Source organism: Halosimplex litoreum, from assembly GCF_016065055.1.
Lineage (GTDB): Archaea > Halobacteriota > Halobacteria > Halobacteriales > Haloarculaceae > Halosimplex > Halosimplex litoreum.
This window is the reverse complement of the sequence record NZ_CP065856.1, coordinates 33,682-55,365: the sequence shown is the minus strand read 5'-3', so window position 1 is coordinate 55,365 and position 21,684 is coordinate 33,682. Positions and strand designations below refer to the sequence as shown.

Here is a 21,684-nt window from a genome sequence, read left to right as displayed (position 1 = left end):
GCTGACGCGCTGTCGCGTCCGCCGTCGGCTACTCGTCGCTGTCGGGACCGCGCCCGGTCTCCAGGCTGCCCTGACGTCCCTTCGTCTGGCGGTAGTCGGTCCCCAGCAACTCGGCGAAGTGCTCGACGAACGCCTCGGTCTGTTCGGGCGTCTGGTCGGCCGGGTCGAGCATCGGGACGAGTTCGAAGCCACGACCGCGCATCGTCGTCGCGTGCAGTTCTCGCACGTCCAGTTCGTCCTCGCTCTTCGTGGTGTACTGGAAGGCCAGCGCCTCGATGGCTCGCTGGCCGACGGGGACGATGATCTCGGGGTTTATCATCCGCAGCTCGCTGGAGCGATACGCTTCGCAGGCGGTGACCTCTTCGTCGGTGGCGACGCGGTCGGGGTGGCGACAGCGGGTGACGTAGGTCAGGAAGACCTCGTCCGGTTCCGGTTCGGCCGCGCCGGGGTCGCCCTCGACGAGGCCGACGCGGTCGAGGATGTCCCACACGAGCGATTGGTCGCCGGCGAAGGGGACGCCGGTCTCGTCGGCGGCTACGCTGGGCTGGTCGCCGACGACGACGAAATCGGCGCCCACGTCGCCGTAGCCGTGGACGATCCGCTCGCGCGTCTCGACCAACTCGGGGCAGTTCGTGCACTCGGTGTCCATCCCGAACGGGTTGGACAGTTCGTCCTGGCGTGCGTCCATTATGGGGGTCCCGTGCGGTGTAGGGGCTCGCCGCTCATCAGTCCTCGTCGACCGACTCGGTCATCGTGTCGGCGTCGTCGGGGTCGTTCTGCGGGCTCTCTGGGTGGTAGGCGGTATCGTACTCGCCCGGCCGGCCGTCGAGGCGGTCGGGGTTGATACGGCCGCCGAGCAACATGAAGTCCAGGATCGTCACGCGGAGCATCGCCTCGACGACGGGGACGGCTCGGGGCGGCAAGCTCGGGTCGTGGCGGCCGACGACCTGTGCCTCCTTCTTCTCGCCGGTCTCCCAGTCGACGGTCTCCTGTTTCTTCGGGATGGAGACGGGCGCGTGCCAGGTCGCCTCGCCGTAGATGGGCTCGCCGGTGGTGATGCCGCCCTGCAGGCCGCCGTGGTCGTTGCCGACGGGGACGGGGTCGCCCTCCTCGCTGACCACGTCGTCGCGCGTGCCGTCGTCGAACTCCCAGTCTTCGTTGCGGTCGACGCCGCGCATGTCGCGGGCCTCGCGACCCTGGCCGTACTCGACGGCCGTCGTCGCCGGGATCGAGAACATCGCCTTGCCCATCCGGGCAGCGAACGAATCGAAGCGCGGGGCGCCCAGCCCAGGCGGGACGCCGCGACACTCGAAGTAGATCGAGCCGCCGATGGAGTCGCCCTCCTCCTGGTAACGGTCGATCGCGTCACGCATCTCCTCGGCTTTCTCCGGGTCGGCACACCGCACCTCGTTGTCCTCGGTGTGTTCGAGCATGTCCTCCCAGGACACGTCCTCGGCAGTGATGTCGCCGATCTGGTTGACGTGGGCCTTGACCTGCACGTCGTACTCGGACTGGTCGAGGACCTGCTTCGCCACGGCGCCCGCGGCGACCCAGTTGACGGTCTCCCGCGCCGACGAGCGGCCGCCGCCGCCCCAGTTTCGCGTCCCGAACTTCGCGGAGTAGGTGTAATCGCCGTGAGAGGGGCGCGGCGCCGTGATGAAGGGTTCGTACTTGCCCGACCGGGCGTCCTTGTTCTGGATGACCATCCCGATCGGCGTCCCGGTGGTGTAGCCCTCCAGCGTCCCCGACTTGATCGAGACCTCGTCGGGCTCACCCCGGGAGGTGGTGATCATCGACTGGCCGGGTTTGCGCCGGTCGAGTTCCTTCTGGACGACGTCCTCGGAGATCTCGACCCCAGCTGGACAGCCCGACACGGTACAGCCCATCGCCTCCCCGTGGCTCTCGCCGAACGTCGTGAACCGGAAGAGACGGCCGAACTCGTTGCCGTTCATTACTTGCAGATGTGTGACCCTGGCATATAGTTCTGAAGATGTGGGCGAACCTGACCGCGCCGCGCGGTGAGACTGCGACTCCCTTGGCACCGACGGCTGCGTCCGGCCACCGGTGGTTGGCACCCATAGCTTTTCGTCGTTTCCAGTCGTTCGATTGGCACATATCGGCAGACCAGCGGACCGAAAGGGGCGAGAGCGCCGTCGGCGGACTCACCGCCCCCGCGGCGGACGCGATAGTCAACCGCGGTGATCCAGTCAGAGACCGCTCGGCGACGGACAACCGGACGGTAGAACTGCGGTTCAGCGACGTCCGACCGTGGACACTCGGAGATATCTCGGTACTCGTCAACGGCGACGAGCGGATCGACTCACCGGTCGTGACCGGCACAGCCGGGCCGGTCGAGAATGGGTCGGCTCGCTTCACGCTCGCTCTCGAGGAACGGGTTACGAACTTGACCTCCTCCCGCGCCTGAAGACGCGGGAATCCCGCCATGGGATTTCAGGCCGAGCGTAACGGCCATGTGGTTTCAAGACGCATACGTTCCACGCGTCAACTGCTGGGTTTCAGCATCGGCTTGGCTGTCTTGTGGCGCGGTCAAATGCGCCCCATCCTCAGCCGAGTCATCGTCGTTCGGGTGTTCTCTGGAACGACTCTCTCCGCTGAGGTAGCGGTCTGCGATATTTATCGCCCCGTTCACATCCGCTTGGTACTCGCCCACCCAGCAGTCGTCGTTCGTGCATGTGAACGTCGCCTGCTTCGGGCGATACCCGACTTCATCGCACGCATAGCACTCTTTCGACGTGTTACGCGGGTTCACCGTCTCGACGGGGATCCCCCTCTCGACGGCTTTGTACCGTATCTGCGCGTGGAGTTTGGCGAACCCCCAGCCGTGGAGACGGCGGTTCATATACTCGCCGTAGTCCATCGACTCTCGGATGTACGTCAGGTCTTCCAGAACCAGTACGGGATTCTCGACGGATTCGGCGTACTCCACGACTTCGCGGGTGACACGATGGAACACGTCGTCTATCTGGTTCCACAGGTCGTCACCGAACGACTCGGCGAGACGGTCGCTTCCACGTTGTTGAAGCCGTCGCGTAGCGGTGAAGTAGGTCTTGCGCAGCCGACGAACGGTTTTGCCCTCGTCGGCCCACAGTTCGGGGTGAGTCGGGGAACCGTGGTCGTCGCGGTGACACACCGTGACGAGTGACGCTTCCCCGATGTCCACTCCGATAAGCGTTCGTTCATCGGTGGATACCTCGGAACGATCCTCCACGTCGCGGGTGGCGGTGACGTGCAGATACCACGTCCCGTCCCGCTGGAACAGCCGACTTTCGCCCATTTCGGCGTCACCAGCGTGCAACGCTTCCAGCCAGTTCCGTTGGTCAGGATTCGGCTGTGCTGGCATCCAGAGGTGGTAGTCCTCGTGGTGCGGAATTTTGACGTACCACTCGATAGCGTTCTCGGGATGGTGGTCGAGGCGTAGCCCCTCGTTGGTGAACCGAACAGGGTGGTCGTCGTGAAGGTCGCCTGCGTTGTACGTCGTCGTCGTCAACTGCGGGACGTATTTTTTGAGGGCATTCTTCGCGTACCCCGACAGGTCGTAGTTGACCACCACGTCGTTCGCTTCGGTCTGAGTGGTACAACCAGCGTCGAACGCATCTTGAAGGGCATGCTGGTAGGCATCTCGCGTCTCGCGGAGTTTCCGCCGTTTGTGTGCGTTCGGGTCTACCAGTTTCAGTTCCAACGTCTTGGTGAGTTCGGTCATTGGTCGCCCTCCTCGTGACGCTGGATGTAGTCTTGCACCGTTTCGGTGGAGACGTGCCCCGCCGTTCCTGCGTAGTAGCCCCGTGCCCATCGAATCTTCTCGCCGTCGTTGTCGGCGTAGCGGTGGTTGTATTTCCGCGAGGAGATACCCTTGAACCAGTTGGCAAGTAGTGAGGGCGCGTGCTTCGGTGGACTACTGACGAACAGGTGGATGTGGTCGGGCTGAACGGTCAGGTCGATAATCTCTAAGCCTTTGTCGTCGGCGATCTCGTGGAGGATGGTTCGCACACGGTCGGCGACCTCGTTGATGAGTACCGACTGGCGGTACTTCGGCAACCACACTATGTGGTAGTTGAGGTTGTAGGTCGCGTGCCGTGTGGTCTTCATCCGTATTGCACACTATGATCCATCGAAGTCTTAATACCTCCGTTGGAGCGTGGGAAATCCAGTGATGGCGGGGCTTGTGGATTGACGCACTATGCCTATCGCTTGACCTCCGCCTGAAGACGGAGGTATGCGCTATCGGTCTGTATCACCTACCTCGGCGTGAACGCCGAGGTTTGTCGGTGGACTCCCGGTCTATCCACTATACCGTGGAAGGCGAGTAGTCGCCGTTCCCGTTCAACGTCCCCGACTTGAGGGCGAGGTGATTGGTCGCCCGTCCAGAACCAGACTTGAGCCGATTCTGGACGTACCTGTGTGCGATATTCCGTGCCGCGTTGTAGTCGCTATGTAGCTCTCTGCCGCACTCCTGACAGGCAAAGTCGTCGCCGTCGCGGTTGTCTTCGTGCGTGAAGCCACAGTCGGCGTGACTACAGCGTTGACTGGTGTACGCCGGATGGACTGACTCGACGGCGATTCCTTCGCCACGGGCCTTGTACGTCGTCTGTCGTTTCAACTCGCGGAACGCCCACTGCTGGAATTTCGAGGCGTTCGAGATACGTTCGCGTATCTGTTCCAAGTCCTCGAAGACGATAACAGAACAGCCCTGTGACACGGCTTCTTCGACCAGCCGTTTCGACGCTTGGTGCAGGAAGTTTTCTGACCAGTTAGCAAAGGTGTCACCGATAGACTGAATTGTTAGGTGGGCGCTTCGCGTGCCCTGCTGTTGGAGTTTGCCACGGCGGCGTTCGTACTCGCGGCGTTTGTGATTCAGCAGGTCAGCGTTGCCGATGAACGCACCTGTGCTGGTGACAGCCAGATACCCGTCCACGTTCCGGTCTACGCCGAGAACTGTTCGGCTCTCGGCTTCTTCCGACGACTCGTCGCGTTCCTGTTTGACGGAAACGTGTAGGTAGTAGGTATCGGTCTGGCGGTCGTAGCGGAGTTTCGCGCCCTGTTTCTGCCACTCGTCACTCTCCATGTATTCGGCTTGGAGCGAGTCGCCCGGGTAGACGTACTTGGCATGAACACGCCCACTGCCGTATGCGGCCAACGAACAGTAACCGTCGAAGTAGCTTATCGCGTTGGTGTTGTAGACAGTCGTGTTCGAGGTGAACACGGGCTTCGAGGTTTGTTCTCCCTCTTTCGTTTTATCCACACAACCGTTGAGTGCGTCGGCGGCATGGTTGACAGCGGCCACCGTCAAATCCGAGTGTAGCCCTGTGTCTTCCCGTATCTCGTCGTAGCCAAGCGGCTGAAGTCGAGAGCGCGACGTTATCACGTACCCGTCGTCGTCGCCGCCCCACCCCCGGTCGGCAAACCGCTGTGCGGCGTCCCGAAACGTATTCATCGTTCGTTTCAGGTCGTCGCGCCGCTCGTCGGGGACGGAGAGCTTGACGACAGCGGTACGCTGAATCTCCATCTACACACAACATATAACTTAATTTATATATAAATTTTTGGGAGTAGGCTGGGTCGTTGAATATTGTTCGGTTCTCGGAGCTTGCGCGATTCCCGTCCGCCGTGAACGGCGGGACTCCCTCGCTGAATTAGGTGGGCGGAGGGCGTGCGTTCAGCGGAACCACTAAGCACGAGCGGCCGTCAGGTCGACCGGATGAGCGACGGGACCCCAGCGTCGACAACGCGGCTCCGCCGGTGGGTCCTGTTGACCGGCGACCGCGTCCGGGTCGCGGCGGTGACCTTGGTGACGGGCTTTCTCCTCGTGGGCGTCGTCGGCTACGCGCTCGAACGGACGCTCGCCGGGGAGCCGGCCCACGACGCGACGACGGTCTCGCTGGTCGGCGCCCTGCTGAGCGGGAACTTCCTGCTATTCTCGATCGTCGTCTCGGTCAACTCGCTGTTCGTCACCGGGAGCGACACGCCGCTGGACCGCGAGCTGGGGCGGGTCCGTAGCGTCGTCGAGTTCCGCCGACAGCTCGAATCGGTGATCGACGCCGACCACGTCCCCGCGGACCCGGCGCGGCTGGTTCGACTCCTCTCGGCGGAGATCCTCGGACTGGCGCAGTCGATCGACGACGACCTCCACGCCGCGGACCTGGACCTGCGTGCGGACCTCGACGCCTATCTCTCCTCGCTGGCCGAGGAGACCGGCGAGATGAACGAACGGCTCGACGGCGCCACCTCGAACGTCGACCTGGTCGTCGCGATGATGGACTACAACCACGACAGCCAGATCAACGACCTCCGGGGGCTTCGGTCGACTCACGCCGACGCGCTCCCGGCCGAGACCGACGAGTCGATCGGCGACCTGCTGCGACTGCTCCAGTACTTCGCGACGGCCCGGGCGTACTTCCGCTCGCTGTACGTCAGACGGGAGTTCGCCGACCTCTCGCGGAACCTCGTCTTCACTTCGGTTGTCGCCGTCGCGACGACCGCCTCGTTCATGCACTTCCTCGAAGTCGTTCCGACCACGCACTTCCTCGTGGTGACCGTCGAGGCGATCGCGCTCGCCCCGTTCATCCTCGTCGGAAGCTACGTCCTGCGGGTCTCGGCCGTCAGCCGTCGGACCGGCGCGGGCGGCGGATTCGTCCGCAGCGACCGCGCGGGCGGCGACATCGACGGTATCTCCCCGGGTGACGGCGCCCTAGGCGACGACTGATCCCCTCCGCAGGCCCCGTTCGTCGAGGGGTCGCTGACAGCGCGCCTTCGTTGCCGTCCGGCCCGCCACAGTGGCCGTAACTTCTATGCGCCGCTGTCAACGACGTTTACACATGGGGACGAAGCAGGTCCGGCTCGACGAATCGGTGTACGAACGTATCAAGCGCCAGAAGTTCGACGGGGAGACGTTCAGCGAGGCTATCGACCGGTTGACCGACGGATACACGCTGCTCGATTTCGCCGCCGACCTCGAAGGCGGACCGTCCGCCGAGGAGCGGAGAGCGGCCATCGACGCGGCGGAGGACGCCCAGCGCGAGGAGATGGAGCGCTTGCGGGAATGATCCTCGATACCGACTTTCTCATCGAACTGGACGCGGGGTCCGACCGAGCGCTGGCGCACGCTCGCGAACTGGAAGACGGCGGCGTCCCGCTCCGCATCCCGACCATCGTCACGTTCGAGTGGTTCATTTCCGTCGGGAAAGGGTCGGCGGCCGAGGCGAACCGGCGCGCGTTCCGGCGGCTGGTCTCGGGGAAACCGACGGTCGAACTCACGGACAGCATCGGTCGGCGCGCGGGCGAACTCGAAGGCGTCCACCAGGGGTCCGACTCGAAGGTTCGGCTCGGACACGGCGATGCCATCGTCGCGGCGACCGCCATGGAGCTCGACGAACCCGTCGTGACGACGGACGCCGACTTCGAGGAAATCGACGGGCTCGACGTGTCGGCTCCGTAGGTGGGTCCGTCGGTGACCGTGTGGCCGTCGCTGGGTTCAAACGGCTCCACACCTAATCTCGGGTAATGACAGAGACAGCAACGGCGACGCTCGCGGGCGGCTGCTTCTGGTGTATCGAGGCGGCGTTCGAGGAACTATCCGGCGTCGAGGACGTCACCTCGGGGTACGCCGGCGGCGACGTCGACGATCCGACCTACAGACAGGTCTGTTCGGGCTCGACCGGCCACGCCGAGGTCGTCCAGGTCGAGTACGACCCGGAGACGATCGCATACGAGGACCTGCTGGAAGTCTTCTTCCGTATCCACGACCCGACGACGAAGGACCGACAGGGGCCGGACGTGGGCTCGCAGTACCGCTCCGCGGTCTACTACCACGACGACGAACAGAAGGCGGTCGTCGAGCGCTTCGTCCACAACCTCCAGCAGGGCGGCGAGTTCGACAGCTACGAGACCGACGAGATCGTCACCGAGATCGCGCCGCTGGATACCTTCTGGCGGGCCGAGGAGAAACACCAGAACTACTACGACAAGAACCCGAACGACCGCTACTGCCAGTTCCACGCCGAGCCGAAGGTCAAGAAGGTCCGCGAGGAGTTCGCCGACCGGACCGCGAAGAACGTCTGACTCCCCCGGCAGCGCGCCCTTTTACGTCGAGACGGTCGCGCCCAGTTCGGCGAGCGTGTCGAAGAAGCCGGGGAAGGACACGTCCACGTCCTCGGCCGCCGTGATGGTGGTCTCGCCGTCGGCGACGAGGCCGGCGACGGCCAGCGACATGATGATGCGGTGGTCGTCGCGACCCGGGAGCGTGGCGCCGCGCAGATCGGTCTCGGCGCCGCGGATGGACAGGCGGTCGCGCTCCTCGACGACGGCGGCGCCCATCTCGGTGAGCGAGTCGGCCATGACGCTGACGCGGTCGGTCTCCTTGTAGCGGACGTGCTCGCAGTCGACGATCGAGGTCGTGCCGTCGGCGGCGGCGCCGAGGACCGCGATGGTCGGGAGGAGGTCGGGCGTGTCTGCGACGCTGACCTCGACCCCGGACAGCGCCGACTGGCTGACGGCGATCTCGCCTGCGTCGCGGTCCCAGTCGATGTCGGCGCCCATCCGTTCGAGCACGTCGACGATGGCCGAATCGCCTTGGGCGCTGGGGTAGGCGCCCTCGACGACGAGGCCGTCCGGTGCGGCCAGCGCGCCGGCGGCGAGGAGGTAGGACATCGAGGAGAAGTCGCCGGGGACGTGATACTCGCCGCCGTCGGGCGTGTAAGACTGGCCGCCTTCGACGCGGTAGCCGTCGTCGGTCTCGGCGGCGTCGACGCCGAACGCCTCCAGCACTTCGATCGTGATGTCGACGTACGGCGCGGACTTGAGTTCGGTCTCCAGATCGACGGAGATCCCCTCTTCGGAGACGGCGCCGGCCATCAGCAGCGCGGTGACGAACTGCGAGGACACGTCGCCGGGGATCGACGCCGTGCCGCCGTCGACGGGGCCACCGATCACGAGCGGTGCCTGGCCGTTGCCGCGGGTGCTCTCGGCGCGACCGTCGAGTTGTTCGATGGCCTCGAGCAGGGGGGCCTGCGGGCGCGAGCGGAGCGACCCGTCGCCAGTGAGAACGGTCAGACCGTCGGCGAGGGCGGCCGTCGCGGTGGTGAGGCGCATGGTCGTCCCGCTGTTGGCGCAGTCGATCACGTCGGCGGGCACGTCCGGTCGGCCGTCGAATCCCGAGACCCGCAGAGTCGACCGGTCCGCCGAGAGGTCGGTCTCGCCGCCGTAGGCCTCGACTGCGCGGCGTGTGGCCTGGGTGTCGGCGCTGACCAGCGGGTCGTGGACCGTCGCCTCGTCTCCGTACCCTGCGGCGAGGATCGCCCGGTGCGTGTAGCTCTTCGACGGCGGGGCGCGCGCCCGTCCCTCGACCGTCGACCGCTCGATAGTGGCGTCCATGTGCTCCGGGTCGGTCCCCCGGTGCATCAGACTACCGGAGGCGGCGAGGCTAGCGGCGCCGTTCCCGGCCGCCGCTGCGCACGGTCGAGACCGCTCGCGACTGGTCTCTGCGCAGCTGTCGGCTCGTTTGCACGCGGCGTACGCTATTTACCGCGGGCGGTGCTTCCTGGGGGTATGGACCCGGATCTCACCGCGCTCGACGCCTTTCTCGACGAGCAGGGCGTCGACGGTTACCTCGTCCACGCCGACTCGACGGACTCGACACAGTACTACCTCTCGGGCTTCGACGCGCCGGACCCGTTCGTCACCCTCTACGACGGCGACGTGCGACTGTTCTTCCTCCGTAGCCTGGAGTTCGGTCGCGCCAAGCGCGAGGCCCGCGCCGAAAGCGTCGAACGCGGTATCGACTACGGCTACGCCGCTTACAGCGAGGAGTACGGCCCCCGTGAGGCCACCTACCGCTCGCTCGCCGACTTCCTCGACGCCCACGGGGTCGACAGCGTGGCCGCGCCCCCGCGATTCCCGCTTCACGCCGCCGACGGCCTGCGCGACCTCGACGTCTCGGTCACCGTCGACCCCGAAGACACCGTCTCGGACATCCGCGCGGTCAAGACCGACGAGGAGGTCGACAACGTCCGCGAGGCCCAGTTGGCGAACGAGGCGGCGATGCACGCCGCCGAGGACCTGATCGCCGATGCGGTCGTCGAGGACGGGATCCTCCATCACGACGGCGAGCCGCTGACGAGCGAGGCGGTCAAGACGGAGATCGAGGTGACGCTGCTCCGACACGGCTGCGCGCTCGACGAGACGATCGTCGCCTGCGGCGCCGACGCCGCCGACCCTCACGACCGCGGCAGCGGCCCGCTCGAAGCCGGTGAACCTATCATTATCGACATCTTCCCGCAGGACAAGGCGACGAAGTACCACGCCGACATGACCCGGACCTTCTGTAAGGGCGAGCCCGACGAGCGCGTCCGGGAGTGGTACGACTTAACCGAGGAAGCCTATCGCGCCGCCCTCGACGCCGTCGAACCGGGCGCGACCGGCGCGGACGTACACGACGCCGCCTGTGACGTGTACGAGGACGCCGGCGAGCCGACCCTGCGCAGCGACGAGGGCACCGAGACTGGGTTCATCCACTCCACGGGCCACGGCGTCGGTCTCGACGTCCACGAGGGGCCGAGCCTGGCGCCCAGCGGCGAGGAGCTACAGCCGGGCCACGTCGTCACGATCGAGCCGGGGCTGTACGATCCGGCGGTCGGCGGCGTCCGCATCGAGGATCTGGTCGTCGTCACCGAGGACGGCTACGAGAACCTGACCGACTACCGCGTCGAGCTGACGGTCTGAACCGTCCGAGCGGCCGATCAGACCGTCTCGCCCGCGAGCCGGTGGAACGCGAACCGGCTGGCGAGTCCGCTGAACAGGATGCCGAGGACGGCGCCCGCGACGACCGCCGCCCCCTGGCCGCCATCGAGGGCGAGCGCCAGTGAGACGACCCCGCTCGCCACGACCGCGGTCGCGAGCGCCATCGCACCGCCGACTTTCGCGGCGGTGCCCATCGGGACCTCGATCCGCATCCCGCGCCAGTAGCCGAGGCTCGGGCCGGCGGCGGTCGCGAACCAGACCGGGTAGATCGCCGCCCCGCCGACGACGACCGCGGCCGCGAGGCCGGCTGGGATCGCCACCGCGACGGCGACCGCCGCGACCACGGTGTCGGCCGAGAACAGTTCTTCCTTCCAGCGTCGAACGATGTCCGCGCGGAGCGTCTGCGATTCGTCGTTGGAGGGCATCCCCTCGACGTTCGCCCGCCCGGTGGGTAGTTCTTGTGGCGTGACGGGTGGTAACCCCGACCGTCTGCGCCCGGGCCCAGCCACAACGACTAACCCCAGTCCCGCCCATCCCGCGGACATGACCGACTACACCACCGTCTCCATCCCGAAAGACCTGGCCGACCGCGTCGACGAGACCATCGAGGGGACGAGCTTCTCCTCGACGAGCGACCTCGTCCGCTTTCTCCTGCGGAGCATCGTCATCCAGAACCAGCAGCAAGGCGAGCTGACCGAGGCGGAGTTCTCGGAGATCGCCGACCAGCTCGAAGACCTGGGCTATCTGGACTGACGGCGAGCGTCGGGCGGCCCCGGCGGGTCGCTACTCCGGGAACTCCTCGGGCGGTTCCACGTCGAGCAGTTCCAGCGGCTGCTCCTCGCCCCCGCGGTCGAAGACCGCGACGGAGTCCTCGTCCCACGGCGGGACGGCGACGAAGATGCGCTCGTGGAAGTCGTCGCGCTGGCGGACGCGCAGCTCGCCGTTGGGGTGAGAGACGAACCGCGCCTGGGTCTGGCCGACCGGCGTCCCCATGTCGACGCCGAAGACGAAGTTCACCGACCCCGCAGAATCGGGGTAGTAGAAGTGCGTGAACACGGGAGTGTCCGGCGGTAGATCCGCGCCGGGTAACTCCTCGGCGGGCGTCACCGACAGCGAGATGGTCACCGGGTCGGGGTCGGACTCCCGTGCGAACCCGAGACAGGATTCGACCAGTCCGCGCGTCGCGTAGACCACGAGTGGATTATTCACCGCACCCGGCAAAACTCCGTCGTTCGCGTGCCTCGTCGCGTCGGCGGCCCTCGACGTCGTGACTGGGGCCGAGACGGCGCCGGCTCAAAACAGGAACTCCCGAGCGGTCTGGGCGTACAGCCGCGGCGTCCGCTTGCGCGACCCGGCGAGGGCGTCGGCCAGTGCGTCGGCCGCACCCGTCATCACACCCTCGCCGTGCCCCACGAGGATCCGCTCGGGCGAGTAGCGTCCGAGCGCTTTCGGCGGTTTCAGTCGGAGCGCGGGGTGGACGCCGAGCCGTTCGTCGCTCGTGCGCATGTACGACGACGTGCCGACCGCCTCGGCGACGACCAGCGTCTTCGAGTCCTCGTCGTAGAGAAAGCCCTCCTTCCAGACCGGGTTGTCGATCAGTTTGTGCAGGTCGTAGCCGCTGTCGCCCAGGCTCCGTCGGATCGGCTCGACTGGCGCCGACAGATCCGAGCGCACGTCGTCCATCCACTCCGGAACGTAGACGGGCACCTCGTGACGGCGTGCGAGCGTCTCGGCGTCGCGCTTGTGCCGGTCGAGCAGGAGTACGACCCCGCGGACGGTGCCGTGTTCGGCGAGGGTCTCGTCCAGGCCCTCGACGTCGACGGGGTCGACGAGCCACACGTCGCCGTCGGAGACCAGCGCGTGGCTCGCCCGCTCCATCTCCTCGTCGGGGTACGCGAGCCAGCTGGTGCCGCCGTCCCACCGGTTGATCTCCCGCCACGACGTCGACCGCCCGGATCCTTTCATCGGCATACGCCAGTGTTGGCGCGCCGGACACATAAGCGACGACGCTCACGAGTTGGGCGGCGCGAGGCGGTTCACCGACCCGTCGTCAGTCCAGTCGACTGGTATCGATGCCGACGCCGGGCGGCGTCACGACGAGAAAGCCGCGGAACTGCATCAGGTCGCCGTCGATCTCACGCACGTCGGTCGCGAACCCGGCGGCCAGTTCGTTCACGTCCCCCTCGATCGACAGGACCAGCGTCCCACCGTCCTCGACGACTTCGATCCACTCCTCGTCGGGCGTCGTCCCGTCGAGCACGCCCAGGACGACTCGACCGCCGCCGTCTCCGTCCCCCGATTCGTCGGTCAGTTCCTCCTCGACCGTCTGGAGGTCGAGGTCGATCTCGCTCATATCCGTCACCTCACGGTCGACCGAGAAAAAGGTGTGCGCCCTCGAGAGAGATCCGGATCGCGTCCGAGTGGCTCACCGAGGCTCTCGCTCTCCGGGCGGATCCTCGTCGGTGCCATCACAGGGCGGACAGCAGGACCGCCAGTGCGACCAGAACGATCACGAGGTACAGGAGGTGCTTTCGAGCCGACGTTCCAGAGTCCGGGGACTCCTGTCGTGGTTCGTCGACCTCGACGTCGTACCCCAACGCTTTGAGGTCTTTGGCCCCGATATCGTTCGAATCCGCCCCCTCGGCGGTCATGCTACTCCTCACTTCACCGTCCGTCGTGCCTCCGGTCGAAGTGTGTCCCGTTCCGCCCCCACTGTCTCCGTCCATGGATCGGCTTTCGTCTCCGAGTTGATAAGGTCGCGGCCGGACGAGGCGGGCCCCGAGCGGTAGACCGCTCCGCCACGCGGGCCAGGAGTCTCCGCCGACCGCCGGACTCAAACCGCGGCGGCGGCAATCGCGGGTATGAGCGACACCGACGACTGGGCCGAACGGCTGCGAGCGAACCGGGCCGAGAAAGACGAGTTCCTCGACGAACACCCCCAATCGCCGATCCCGCCCGAAGACCGCGACGACTTCGACGGCCTGGACTATTTCGACCCCGACGCCGACTACCGCGTCGACGCGACGGTCACCGTCCACGACCAGCCCGATCCCGTCGAGATGGAGACCTCCGACGGCCGGACGGTTCGCTACGAGCGCGTGGTCACCTTCGGGTTCGACCTGGACGGCGAGTCGTACGAACTCGACGGCTACAAACAGGGCCCCGAAGACCAGGCCATCTTCGTCCCGTTCCGGGACAAGACGACCGGCCAGCAGACCTACGACGGCGGCCGCTACATGGAACTCGAACCCGACCGCGACCTCGAAGACGGCGACGAGGTGACGATCGACTTCAACCTCGCGTACTCGCCGTTCTGCGCCTTCAGCGAGACCTTCTCCTGCCCGTACCCGCCCGAGGAGAACTGGCTCGAGACGACGATCGAGGCCGGCGAACGCCACGAGTAGGGTCGCGTCGTCGCCGTCCGAACGGTCGGTGCTGATAGGCTTATCCCGGAGCGGGCCGTACTCCAGTCAGTGCTTTCTGACACGCTCGGCGTGCATCACGTGTCCGTGGTCGCGGGCGACCCCACCGAGAACCGACGGTTCTACGCGGAGACGCTGGGGCTGCGCTTTCTCCTGCGGACGGTCAACTTCGAGGAGCCGTTCGTCTACCACCTCTACTACGGCGACGAGCGCGGGACGCCGGGCTCGGTGCTCACCTTCTTCACGTACCCGCGGGAAGAGCCCGGCCGGGTCGGCAAACCCGACATCACCACCGCGACGCTTCGGATACCCGCGGACTCGGTGGAGTTCTGGCAGGATCGACTCGCCGAGCGCGGCGTGACCGTCGACCGTATCGAACGGTTCGGCGAGCCGATCCTGGCGTTCGAAGACCCCGACGGCACGTCGCTCGAACTCGTCGGCGTGGCGGCCGACGAGACCGGACCGACCGACCTCGACGCGGGAGCCGACCATCCCTGGACCGACGAGTCGCCGGAGGGGTCGGTCCCCGGGGAACACGCGGTCCGGGGCGTCCACGGCGTCTCGATCCGCTCGGCGGATCCCTACGTCACGGCGAGCCTGCTCGACACGTTCGGGTTCGAGATCGTCGCCGAGCGGGCGGAAACCGTCCGGTATCGGCTTCCAGACGGCCGCGAATCGACCGTCGACCTGCTGACCGACGACGCCGAGTACGGCAAGGAGGGGCGCGGGTCGATCCACCACGTCGCGCTGAGCGTCGAGAGCGGCGAGCAGCTCCGAGAGTGGCGCGAGCTACTCGACGAGCGGGGCCTCGACGTGTCGCGGGTGAAAGACCGCCACTTCTTCGAGTCGCTGTACGTCCGCGACGGCGGCGGCGTCCTGTTCGAACTGGCGACCGAGCGACCTGGACTCGGCGTCGACGAGCGCGAACCCGACCCCGGCCGCGACCTCGTGCTCCCGCCGTGGCTGGCGGAGGACCGCGGGATGATCGAGGGGCAACTGCCGCCGTTCGACGACTGAGTCGCCACCGCCGTCGGCGACGTCGTCGGGCCGATGCGGTCCCGTTCAGGCTCTACGTGGGGTGACCGACAGATCCGGCAGGCGGGCTTCGATCGCTTCGCGTCGGTCTTCGAGCCACTCGGGGAGGACGAGGCGTTCGCCGAGTTCGTCGACGGGCTCGTCCACGGTGTAACCGGGTGAGACGGTGGCGAACTCGAAGAGGACGCCGCCGGCGGTCCGGGCGTAGATCGACTCGAACCACTTGCGGTCGATGATCTGCGTGGGGCGGAGCCCACGCTCGACGAGGGCGTCGTGCCACTGGGCCTGTTCGGCGTCGGAGACCTGGAACGCGACGTGGTGGACCGTTCCGATGCCCGACTCGCCCCGCGGGGCTTCGGGGTCTTCGAGCACGTCGACGACGGTGCCCAGATCCCCACTGGTTCGGAACCGCTGGCGGTGGTTCTCGCTCCTGGTCGGCTGAAACCCCATCGTCTCGAGCAGGCTGCCCGTGCCTCTGGCAGTCGCCAGCGAGAGGGTGACGCCGAAGAAGCCGCGGATGGCGTGCCGGTCCGGGACGGGTCCGTCGGGCGGGTCGCTCTCGGCCGCGTCCCCGTCTGCGACGAGTTCCAGCGGGAGGCCGTCGGGATCCGCGAACGGGATCACCCGGTCGCCGAAGCGCTCGCGTGGCGGCTCGTGGTCGACGCCCTCCGATTCGAACCGGTCGGTCCAGTACTCGACCGATCCGGCCGGTATCTGGAGCTGAACCGTCGTCACTTGCCCGGTACCGACGCGCCCGAGCTGGGCGTCCGGATAGGGGAAGTACGTCATGTTCGTTCCTGGCGTCCCGCTCCGGTCGCCGTAGAAGAGGTGATACACCGATTCGTCGTCCTGGTTGACGCTGCGTTTCACCAGTCGTAGCCCGAGTGTCTCCGAGCAAAACCGGTGGGTGCGGCCGGGGTCGCTCGCGACGGCCGTCACGTGGTGGATACCGGGGATATCTGCAGGCATTGGGGCCGATTCGAGGTCGACCAGGATACCCCCTCTGCCGGCACACTCAACCCGCCACGCCGGACCGCGAGCTCGGAGATCGCATCCGGTTCAGCGACCCGTGCCCGCCCGCTCCGCGTCGCTCAGGAGCTCGCCGACCAGGGCACCTACAGCCGCGAGCTCGGCGTCCGTGATCCCGTGGTCCTCGCCCGGTTCGATCCGCGTCCGCACGTCCCCGCCGAGCGACTCGAAGACGCTCGCCGTCTCGCGGACGCGGTCTATCGGTACGTTCGGGTCTCCCTCGTGTCCGCCGACGAGAACGGGGGTTCCGGCGAGGTCCCCGTCGTAGTCGCCGATCTCGGGGCCCATCAAACCGCCGCTGGAGAGGACGACGCCGCCGTACCGGCGAGGAGCCCGCGCGGCGAACTCGGCGACCAGACAGGCGCCCTGGGAGATCCCGAGGACGATCACGCGCTCCCGTGGTATCTCGGCCTCGACCACCGTCTCGACCGCGTCTGCGACCGCCGTCAGAGCCGAGGAGAGTTCGGGTTCGTTGGCCTCCCGAGGTGCGAGAAACGGGCTCGGGTACCACCGGTTGCGCCGTGCGCTCGGCGCGACCAGCGCGAGGCCGTGGCGGTAGAACTCGTCGGCCAGCGCGACCATCCCGTCGGCGCTCCCGCCGCGGCCGTGGACGAGGACGGCCGCGGCATCGGCCACGGAGAGCGGCGCGCCGGCGGTGACGCGTCGCTGGTTTCGGTGAGGTCCCCTCATCTCAGTCGGCCGCTTGCCCGCCGTCGACGGGGATCGTCGTCCCGGTGACGAAGGAGGCGTCGGTCGAACAGAGGAATGCGACGGCGCCGGCCATCTCCTCGGGGTCGGCGATCCGCCCCATCGGCACGTCCCGCATCGCCGAGGTGTCGAAGTCGGCGCGGAGCGTCCGGAGGGCCATCCGGACGGTCCCCACGACCGACCGGATCCGGCCGAGTATCGACGTGCCGCCCGAATCGCCCACGATTCCCGACTGGATGTTCGTCTTCGTCGGCCCGGGGGCGATCGCGTTGATCCTGATGTCGCGCTCGGCGTACTCCAGCGCGACCGATTTGGTCAGCCCGACGACGCCGTGTTTGCTGGCCGAGTAACTGGAGAGTCCGCCCATCCCGACGAGGCCGGCCTCCGAGGCGGTGTTGACGACCGCGCCGCCGCCCGTGCGTTCCATCGCCGGGAGTTCGGCCTTCATGCACGCCCAGATGCCCTTGAGGTTGACTTCGACGATCCGGTCCCAGTTGGCCTCGGAAATGCCGGTCGTCTCCACGAAGTCGGTGAGGATCCCGGCGTTGTTGTGCGCGAAGTCGAGGCTCCCGTAGGTCTCGACGGTGGCGTCGACCATCCGCTCGACCGACGCGGTGTCGGACACGTCGACCTCCACGAACGTCGCGTCGCCGCCGGCGTTCTCGATCAGGTCGACCGTCTCGCGACCGCCCTCGACGTCGATATCGGCGACGACGACGTTCGCGCCCTCCTCGGCGAACCGGAGCGCCGAGGCCCGTCCGATGCCCGATCCCACTCCGGTGACGAGTGCCGTCTGCCCGGCTAAACCGTTCATATCCGGAGGATCTTGTCGCCAGTCACTCGAGTGTATTCCCTCGCGCGACGAGGCGGTCGCTCCCCGCGAGTGGGGAGGGAGTGGTCGGTTCCACCCCGGATCGGCTTCCGCCACGATCGGTCCCCACTATCACTCTTTCGCGGGCTGAAACCGCTGGTCCGTATTTATCTTCGCTCGATTCGAAGCTGACTTCGTCTGCATCCTACCCCTTCCCCCCACAGTGCAGACACCCCAACCATCTTCCGGGCGCTCCCCCCGTGCCCGGTTTTCTCACTTCGGCGGTTCGCCGGGAGTATCCCCTAAACAAATTGGGCGAACGGCTATACCACTCCGCATCGAACGAGCGAGTTGCCCGCACACACGGGCACGAAGCCATCCACTTCGTTCGGGGGATCGGGGGGATCCCCACACCCACCCGTCTCGCCCCATCTCGGGGCGAGCCGTTTTCACTCCTTCAGCGTCGCTCAGCAACCGGGACTCACTACGCCCTGCCACAGGCTACCGCACGAACGCCCCGAGCGGAGCCTTTATTGCCTCCGAGAGAACAGGTAGGAGTACAATGTCCAATACAGAGGGCACGTCGGCTTCGCCGGCGGATCGAGTTCTTCCAGGGTACTTTAAATAGTACCTCGGAAGTTCACGAGGCACGTATTTTCGACACCACGCTCCGCGACGGGGAGCAGTCACCACGCACGTCGTTCTCCTACGAAGACAAACGGGAGATAGCGGCGGTGCTGGACGACATGGGAACCCACGTCATCGAGGCGGGCTTCCCGGTCAACTCCGACGCGGAATTCGAGGCCGTTCGCGACATCGCGGAATCGACCTCGACGACGACCTGCGGGCTGGCCCGGGTCGTCGAGAAAGACGTCGAAGCGGCACTGGACTCCGGCGTGGAGCTGGTTCACGTGTTCGTCTCGACGAGCGACGTACAGCTCGAAGACTCCATGCACGCGACCCGCGAGCAGGCCGTCGAGCGCGCCGTCCAGTCGGTCGAGCGCGTCAAAGAGGCGGGCGTGCAGTGCATGTTCTCGCCGATGGACGCCACCCGAACGGACGAGGCGTTCCTGATGGAGGTCGTCGACGCGGTCTCCGAGGCGGGCACCGACTGGATCAACATCCCGGACACCTGCGGGGTGGCGACGCCCGGCCGGTTCCGCGACATGATCGCGAAGGTCGTCGACCGCACCGACGCGGACATCGACGTCCACACCCACGACGACTTCGGGCTGGCGGCGGCCAACGCGCTGTCGGGCTTCGAGGCCGGTGCATCGCAGGCGCAGGTCTCGGTCAACGGCATCGGCGAGCGCGCGGGCAACGCGGCCTACGAGGAGGTCGTGATGGCCCTGGAGTCGCTGTACGACGTGGACACGGGGATCGACACGACGCGGATCACGGAGATCTCCCGGATCATCGAGGGCAAGAGCGACATCCCGGTGCCGGCGAACAAGCCGGTCGTCGGCCGCAACGCCTTCTCCCACGAGAGCGGGATCCACGCGGCCGGCGTCATCGAGAACTCCGACACGTTCGAGCCGGGGGTCATGACCCCGGAGATGGTCGGGGCCTCGCGCGAACTCGTCCTGGGCAAGCACACCGGTCAGCACTCCGTCAGGGAGCGGCTGATCGACGCGGAGTACGAACCCACCGACGAGGAGGTACGCGAGATCACCCGGCGCGTCAAGGAGTTCGGCGCGGACGACAACCGCGTCACCATGGAGGTCCTGGAGGAGTTCGCCCAGGACGTCGGCGTCGACCGCGAGGTCGAGGAAGAGGAGGTCCGGGCGTAGGACCATGCCCGCCTCCACGGCCGCCGAGCGCACACAGCGTGAGCTACCGTCACCGCGAGCCGCGCGGGCGACGCCGCGGCGGCCGGCCGGCGCAGCCGCGCGCCGGACACGGAAAATTTATTGCCGCCGGTGTACACGACTCCGTAGTGATGACACCGACCGCTGGCGCCGAGACGACCGAACTCGCGCTCAGCGGCGCGCTTCGCGTTCGTATCGTAGGGGCTTCCTAGCCCCCACACCTACAGCGTTTCATTCTCGGCGGACGCATCGGTTCGACGCACAGCGGATACGACGATCACACAACATATGAGCGAGCAAACACCAGTGTCGCCACCGGAGGGCGAACGGACGGACACCGAGGAACAGACGGCGGAGACAACAGACCTGCCCGGAGACGGGACGACGACCAAAGACACCGTGTCGACGGGCGCGGAGTCGGTCGTCGCGGCGCTCGAACAGGCCGGCGCGGAGACGCTCTTTGGCGTCCAGGGCGGGGCGATCATGCCCGTCTACGACGCGCTGTACGACTCAGAGGAACTGACCCACGTCACGATGGCCCACGAGCAGGGGGCCTCCCACGCGGCGGACGCCTACGGCATCGTGTCGGGCAAGCCGGGCGTCTGCCTGGCGACTTCCGGCCCGGGCGCGACGAACCTCGTGACCGGCCTCGCGGACGCGTCGATGGACTCCGACCCCGTGATCGCGCTGACGGGGCAGGTCCCGACGAACTTCGTCGGCAACGACGCGTTTCAGGAGACCGACACCGTCGGCGTCACCCAGCCGGTCACCAAGCACAGCTACTTCGCCGCCGACGCCGACACGGTCGGCACCGAGGTCGGCGAGGCGTTCGCGCTGGCCGACGAGGGCCGCCAGGGGCCGACGCTGGTCGACCTGCCCAAGGACGTGACTCAGGGCGAGACCGACGCGTTCCCCGGCGAACCGGAGACGCCTGACACGTACAACCCGCCGACCGAGGCCGACGCCGAGGCGGTCGACGCGGCCGCCGGGGCGCTCGCCGACGCCGAGCGCCCCGTCATCCTCGCGGGCGGTGGCGTCATCAAGGCCGACGCCAGCGACGAACTCCGGCAGTTCGCCACCGACTACGAGATCCCGGTCGTCACGACGATGCCCGGTATCGGGTCGTTCCCGGAGGACCACGAGCTCTCGCTGGAGTGGGCCGGCATGCACGGCACCGGCTACGCCAACATGGCGATCACGAACACCGACTGCATGCTCGCGGTCGGGACCCGGTTCGACGACCGCCTGACCGGCGGTGTCGAGACCTTCGCGCCGGACGCCGACATCGTCCACGTCGACATCGACCCGGCCGAGATCAGCAAGAACGTCGAGGCGGACTACCCGCTGATCGGCGACGCCAAGCAGGTCCTGCGCCAGCTCGACGACGCGATGCCCGTCGCCTACGAGGCGACCGATAGCTCGCCAGAGGCGTACGTCGAATGGCGCGAGCAGTGCCAGACCTGGAAGGACGAGTACGCGATGACCTACGACACGCCCGACGACGAGCCGCTCAAACCGCAGTACGTCGTCGAGCGGTTCTCCGAGCTGGCCGAGGACGACGCCATCGTCACGACCGGTGTCGGCCAACACCAGATGTGGGCCAGTCAGTTCTGGACGTTCACCGAGCCCCGGACGTGGGTCTCCTCGCACGGGCTGGGCACGATGGGGTACGGCGTCCCCTCGGCCATCGGCGCGAAGATCGCCGCACCGGACCAGGAGGTCGTCTGCTTCGACGGCGACGGATCCTTCCTGATGACGGTCCAGGAACTCTCCGTGGCCGTCCGGGAGGACCTCGATATCACGTACGTCGTCCTGAACAACGAGGCGGTCGGGATGGTCCGCCAGTGGCAGGACGGCTTCTACGAGGGCCGGCGGATGGCCTCGGAGTACCCGTGGATCCCGCAGTTCGACATGCTCGCCGAGGCCTTCGGCGCCCGGGGGTTCCGCCTGGAGGACCCCGAGGAGGTCGACGAGGTCATCGAGAAGGCGCGCAACTACGACGGCCCGGCGGTGATCGACGCGATCATCGACCCCGCGGAGAACGTCTACCCGATGGTCCCCAGCGGCGGGGACAACGGACTGTTCGCACTGAACGGCGACCAACTGGGTGATCTCTGAG

At 67.0% G+C, this 21,684-nt stretch carries 25 protein-coding genes; 11 read left to right on the top strand and 14 right to left on the bottom strand.

The annotated features are described in order from the left end of the window. Positions 1-28 precede the first annotated feature (28 nt). Both I7X12_RS00320 and aroC read right to left on the bottom strand, forming a co-directional pair. On the bottom strand, positions 29-688 hold the full coding sequence (locus tag I7X12_RS00320) for a uracil-DNA glycosylase (RefSeq protein WP_198061906.1): 660 nt from the start codon (positions 686-688) through the stop codon (positions 29-31). A 37-nt stretch (positions 689-725) separates the two neighbouring features. After that, positions 726-1,952: a chorismate synthase gene (gene aroC, locus I7X12_RS00315; RefSeq protein WP_198061905.1), complete on the bottom strand. Its 1,227-nt coding sequence runs from the start codon at positions 1,950-1,952 to the stop codon at positions 726-728. 38 nt (positions 1,953-1,990) lie between these two features. Between aroC and I7X12_RS00310 the strand changes: the two genes are divergently transcribed. After that, on the top strand, positions 1,991-2,425 hold the full coding sequence (locus I7X12_RS00310; RefSeq protein WP_198061904.1) for a hypothetical protein: 435 nt from the start codon (positions 1,991-1,993) through the stop codon (positions 2,423-2,425). 54 nt (positions 2,426-2,479) lie between these two features. On the opposite strand, the gene I7X12_RS00305 is transcribed toward I7X12_RS00310, so the two are convergent. The 3 genes from I7X12_RS00305 to I7X12_RS00295 form a co-directional block, all read right to left on the bottom strand. Continuing rightward, a complete protein-coding gene (locus I7X12_RS00305; RefSeq protein WP_198061903.1) occupies positions 2,480-3,721 on the bottom strand; it encodes an RNA-guided endonuclease InsQ/TnpB family protein in 1,242 nt (413 codons plus the stop codon). After that, positions 3,718-4,107 carry an IS200/IS605 family transposase gene (gene tnpA / locus I7X12_RS00300; RefSeq protein ID WP_198061902.1) on the bottom strand — a complete coding sequence of 130 codons (390 nt, stop codon included), beginning with the start codon at positions 4,105-4,107 and terminating at the stop codon, positions 3,718-3,720. Before tnpA ends, I7X12_RS00305 begins: the two co-directional genes overlap by 4 nt. A gap of 199 nt (positions 4,108-4,306) precedes the next feature. Further along, entirely contained in the window at positions 4,307-5,524 is a 1,218-nt protein-coding gene (locus tag I7X12_RS00295) for an RNA-guided endonuclease InsQ/TnpB family protein (protein ID WP_198061901.1), read from the bottom strand. Between the two features lie 192 nt (positions 5,525-5,716). Between I7X12_RS00295 and I7X12_RS00290 the strand changes: the two genes are divergently transcribed. The 4 genes from I7X12_RS00290 (at position 5,717) to msrA (ending at position 8,076) form a co-directional block, all read left to right on the top strand. Then, a complete protein-coding gene (locus I7X12_RS00290; RefSeq protein ID WP_198061900.1) occupies positions 5,717-6,721 on the top strand; it encodes a hypothetical protein in 1,005 nt (334 codons plus the stop codon). A gap of 112 nt (positions 6,722-6,833) precedes the next feature. Beyond that, on the top strand, positions 6,834-7,061 hold the full coding sequence (locus I7X12_RS00285) for an antitoxin VapB family protein (RefSeq protein ID WP_198061899.1): 228 nt from the start codon (positions 6,834-6,836) through the stop codon (positions 7,059-7,061). Then, a complete protein-coding gene (locus I7X12_RS00280) occupies positions 7,058-7,453 on the top strand; it encodes a PIN domain-containing protein (protein WP_198061898.1) in 396 nt (131 codons plus the stop codon). Before I7X12_RS00285 ends, I7X12_RS00280 begins: the two co-directional genes overlap by 4 nt. Before the next feature lie 65 nt (positions 7,454-7,518). Then, a complete protein-coding gene (msrA, locus tag I7X12_RS00275; protein WP_198061897.1) occupies positions 7,519-8,076 on the top strand; it encodes a peptide-methionine (S)-S-oxide reductase MsrA in 558 nt (185 codons plus the stop codon). 21 nt (positions 8,077-8,097) lie between these two features. Here the strand turns inward: msrA and aroA are convergent, their stop codons facing one another. Then, complete coding sequence (aroA, locus tag I7X12_RS00270) at positions 8,098-9,387, bottom strand: 3-phosphoshikimate 1-carboxyvinyltransferase (protein ID WP_198061896.1); 1,290 nt, start codon at positions 9,385-9,387, stop codon at positions 8,098-8,100. A gap of 174 nt (positions 9,388-9,561) precedes the next feature. On the opposite strand from aroA, the gene I7X12_RS00265 reads away from it, so the two are divergent. Further along, on the top strand, positions 9,562-10,734 hold the full coding sequence (locus I7X12_RS00265; protein ID WP_198061895.1) for a M24 family metallopeptidase: 1,173 nt from the start codon (positions 9,562-9,564) through the stop codon (positions 10,732-10,734). A 17-nt stretch (positions 10,735-10,751) separates the two neighbouring features. Here I7X12_RS00265 and I7X12_RS00260 read toward each other — a convergent pair whose 3' ends face one another. Further along, positions 10,752-11,177, bottom strand: coding sequence for a hypothetical protein (locus I7X12_RS00260; RefSeq protein WP_198061894.1), 426 nt, complete (start codon positions 11,175-11,177; stop codon positions 10,752-10,754). Between the two features lie 118 nt (positions 11,178-11,295). On the opposite strand from I7X12_RS00260, the gene I7X12_RS00255 reads away from it, so the two are divergent. After that, positions 11,296-11,505 carry a ribbon-helix-helix domain-containing protein gene (locus I7X12_RS00255; RefSeq protein ID WP_179908359.1) on the top strand — a complete coding sequence of 70 codons (210 nt, stop codon included), beginning with the start codon at positions 11,296-11,298 and terminating at the stop codon, positions 11,503-11,505. A gap of 30 nt (positions 11,506-11,535) precedes the next feature. Here I7X12_RS00255 and I7X12_RS00250 read toward each other — a convergent pair whose 3' ends face one another. The 4 genes from I7X12_RS00250 to I7X12_RS00235 all read right to left on the bottom strand — a co-directional run bounded on the left by I7X12_RS00250 (position 11,536) and on the right by I7X12_RS00235 (position 13,403). After that, the gene (locus I7X12_RS00250; protein WP_198061893.1) at positions 11,536-11,946 is read right to left on the bottom strand and encodes a hypothetical protein; all 411 of its coding nucleotides are present in this window, start codon (positions 11,944-11,946) and stop codon (positions 11,536-11,538) included. 99 nt (positions 11,947-12,045) lie between these two features. Continuing rightward, positions 12,046-12,723, bottom strand: a complete 678-nt coding sequence (locus I7X12_RS00245) for a hypothetical protein (RefSeq protein ID WP_198061892.1) — start codon at positions 12,721-12,723, stop codon at positions 12,046-12,048. A 79-nt stretch (positions 12,724-12,802) separates the two neighbouring features. Beyond that, the gene (locus I7X12_RS00240) at positions 12,803-13,105 is read right to left on the bottom strand and encodes a DUF5779 family protein (RefSeq protein WP_198061891.1); all 303 of its coding nucleotides are present in this window, start codon (positions 13,103-13,105) and stop codon (positions 12,803-12,805) included. Positions 13,106-13,220: 115 nt separating this feature from the next. Beyond that, positions 13,221-13,403: a hypothetical protein gene (locus I7X12_RS00235; RefSeq protein WP_198061890.1), complete on the bottom strand. Its 183-nt coding sequence runs from the start codon at positions 13,401-13,403 to the stop codon at positions 13,221-13,223. Positions 13,404-13,613: 210 nt separating this feature from the next. Here I7X12_RS00235 and I7X12_RS00230 point away from each other — a divergent pair, with 210 nt between their 5' ends. Both I7X12_RS00230 and I7X12_RS00225 read left to right on the top strand, forming a co-directional pair. After that, a complete protein-coding gene (locus tag I7X12_RS00230) occupies positions 13,614-14,156 on the top strand; it encodes a DUF1684 domain-containing protein (RefSeq protein WP_198061889.1) in 543 nt (180 codons plus the stop codon). Between the two features lie 69 nt (positions 14,157-14,225). Then, on the top strand, positions 14,226-15,191 hold the full coding sequence (locus I7X12_RS00225; RefSeq protein ID WP_232342956.1) for a VOC family protein: 966 nt from the start codon (positions 14,226-14,228) through the stop codon (positions 15,189-15,191). Between the two features lie 45 nt (positions 15,192-15,236). Here the strand turns inward: I7X12_RS00225 and I7X12_RS00220 are convergent, their stop codons facing one another. The 3 genes from I7X12_RS00220 to I7X12_RS00210 all read right to left on the bottom strand — a co-directional run bounded on the left by I7X12_RS00220 (position 15,237) and on the right by I7X12_RS00210 (position 17,760). Further along, positions 15,237-16,178 (bottom strand): ring-cleaving dioxygenase, encoded by a 942-nt coding sequence (locus tag I7X12_RS00220; protein WP_198061888.1) that lies wholly within the window; start codon positions 16,176-16,178, stop codon positions 15,237-15,239. A 90-nt stretch (positions 16,179-16,268) separates the two neighbouring features. Next, complete coding sequence (locus I7X12_RS00215; protein WP_198061887.1) at positions 16,269-16,928, bottom strand: alpha/beta hydrolase; 660 nt, start codon at positions 16,926-16,928, stop codon at positions 16,269-16,271. A 1-nt stretch (position 16,929) separates the two neighbouring features. After that, positions 16,930-17,760 carry an SDR family NAD(P)-dependent oxidoreductase gene (locus tag I7X12_RS00210; RefSeq protein WP_198061886.1) on the bottom strand — a complete coding sequence of 277 codons (831 nt, stop codon included), beginning with the start codon at positions 17,758-17,760 and terminating at the stop codon, positions 16,930-16,932. 530 nt (positions 17,761-18,290) lie between these two features. On the opposite strand from I7X12_RS00210, the gene I7X12_RS00205 reads away from it, so the two are divergent. Both I7X12_RS00205 and ilvB read left to right on the top strand, forming a co-directional pair. Beyond that, positions 18,291-19,547, top strand: a complete 1,257-nt coding sequence (locus I7X12_RS00205; protein ID WP_394355618.1) for a LeuA family protein — start codon at positions 18,291-18,293, stop codon at positions 19,545-19,547. Positions 19,548-19,853: 306 nt separating this feature from the next. Then, on the top strand, positions 19,854-21,683 hold the full coding sequence (ilvB, locus tag I7X12_RS00200) for a biosynthetic-type acetolactate synthase large subunit (RefSeq protein ID WP_198061885.1): 1,830 nt from the start codon (positions 19,854-19,856) through the stop codon (positions 21,681-21,683). The last annotated feature ends 1 nt before the right edge of the window (position 21,684 follow it).

What these genes read in the sequence shown, in the direction of transcription:
- I7X12_RS00265 (WP_198061895.1), top strand. Translation starts at nt 9,562, where the DNA reads ATGGACCCGGATCTCACCGCGCTCGACGCCTTTCTCGACGAGCAGGGC.
- tnpA (WP_198061902.1), bottom strand. Translation starts at nt 4,107, where the DNA reads ATGAAGACCACACGGCACGCGACCTACAACCTCAACTACCACATAGTG.
- I7X12_RS00290 (WP_198061900.1), top strand. Translation starts at nt 5,717, where the DNA reads ATGAGCGACGGGACCCCAGCGTCGACAACGCGGCTCCGCCGGTGGGTC.
- I7X12_RS00235 (WP_198061890.1), bottom strand. Translation starts at nt 13,403, where the DNA reads ATGACCGCCGAGGGGGCGGATTCGAACGATATCGGGGCCAAAGACCTC.
- I7X12_RS00310 (WP_198061904.1), top strand. Translation starts at nt 1,991, where the DNA reads ATGTGGGCGAACCTGACCGCGCCGCGCGGTGAGACTGCGACTCCCTTG.
- I7X12_RS00230 (WP_198061889.1), top strand. Translation starts at nt 13,614, where the DNA reads ATGAGCGACACCGACGACTGGGCCGAACGGCTGCGAGCGAACCGGGCC.
- I7X12_RS00210 (WP_198061886.1), bottom strand. Translation starts at nt 17,760, where the DNA reads ATGAACGGTTTAGCCGGGCAGACGGCACTCGTCACCGGAGTGGGATCG.
- I7X12_RS00220 (WP_198061888.1), bottom strand. Translation starts at nt 16,178, where the DNA reads ATGCCTGCAGATATCCCCGGTATCCACCACGTGACGGCCGTCGCGAGC.
- I7X12_RS00285 (WP_198061899.1), top strand. Translation starts at nt 6,834, where the DNA reads ATGGGGACGAAGCAGGTCCGGCTCGACGAATCGGTGTACGAACGTATC.
- msrA (WP_198061897.1), top strand. Translation starts at nt 7,519, where the DNA reads ATGACAGAGACAGCAACGGCGACGCTCGCGGGCGGCTGCTTCTGGTGT.
- I7X12_RS00245 (WP_198061892.1), bottom strand. Translation starts at nt 12,723, where the DNA reads ATGCCGATGAAAGGATCCGGGCGGTCGACGTCGTGGCGGGAGATCAAC.
- I7X12_RS00255 (WP_179908359.1), top strand. Translation starts at nt 11,296, where the DNA reads ATGACCGACTACACCACCGTCTCCATCCCGAAAGACCTGGCCGACCGC.
- I7X12_RS00260 (WP_198061894.1), bottom strand. Translation starts at nt 11,177, where the DNA reads ATGCCCTCCAACGACGAATCGCAGACGCTCCGCGCGGACATCGTTCGA.
- I7X12_RS00280 (WP_198061898.1), top strand. Translation starts at nt 7,058, where the DNA reads ATGATCCTCGATACCGACTTTCTCATCGAACTGGACGCGGGGTCCGAC.
- I7X12_RS00295 (WP_198061901.1), bottom strand. Translation starts at nt 5,524, where the DNA reads ATGGAGATTCAGCGTACCGCTGTCGTCAAGCTCTCCGTCCCCGACGAG.
- aroA (WP_198061896.1), bottom strand. Translation starts at nt 9,387, where the DNA reads ATGGACGCCACTATCGAGCGGTCGACGGTCGAGGGACGGGCGCGCGCC.
- I7X12_RS00240 (WP_198061891.1), bottom strand. Translation starts at nt 13,105, where the DNA reads ATGAGCGAGATCGACCTCGACCTCCAGACGGTCGAGGAGGAACTGACC.
- aroC (WP_198061905.1), bottom strand. Translation starts at nt 1,952, where the DNA reads ATGAACGGCAACGAGTTCGGCCGTCTCTTCCGGTTCACGACGTTCGGC.
- I7X12_RS00320 (WP_198061906.1), bottom strand. Translation starts at nt 688, where the DNA reads ATGGACGCACGCCAGGACGAACTGTCCAACCCGTTCGGGATGGACACC.
- I7X12_RS00215 (WP_198061887.1), bottom strand. Translation starts at nt 16,928, where the DNA reads ATGAGGGGACCTCACCGAAACCAGCGACGCGTCACCGCCGGCGCGCCG.
- I7X12_RS00305 (WP_198061903.1), bottom strand. Translation starts at nt 3,721, where the DNA reads ATGACCGAACTCACCAAGACGTTGGAACTGAAACTGGTAGACCCGAAC.
- ilvB (WP_198061885.1), top strand. Translation starts at nt 19,854, where the DNA reads ATGAGCGAGCAAACACCAGTGTCGCCACCGGAGGGCGAACGGACGGAC.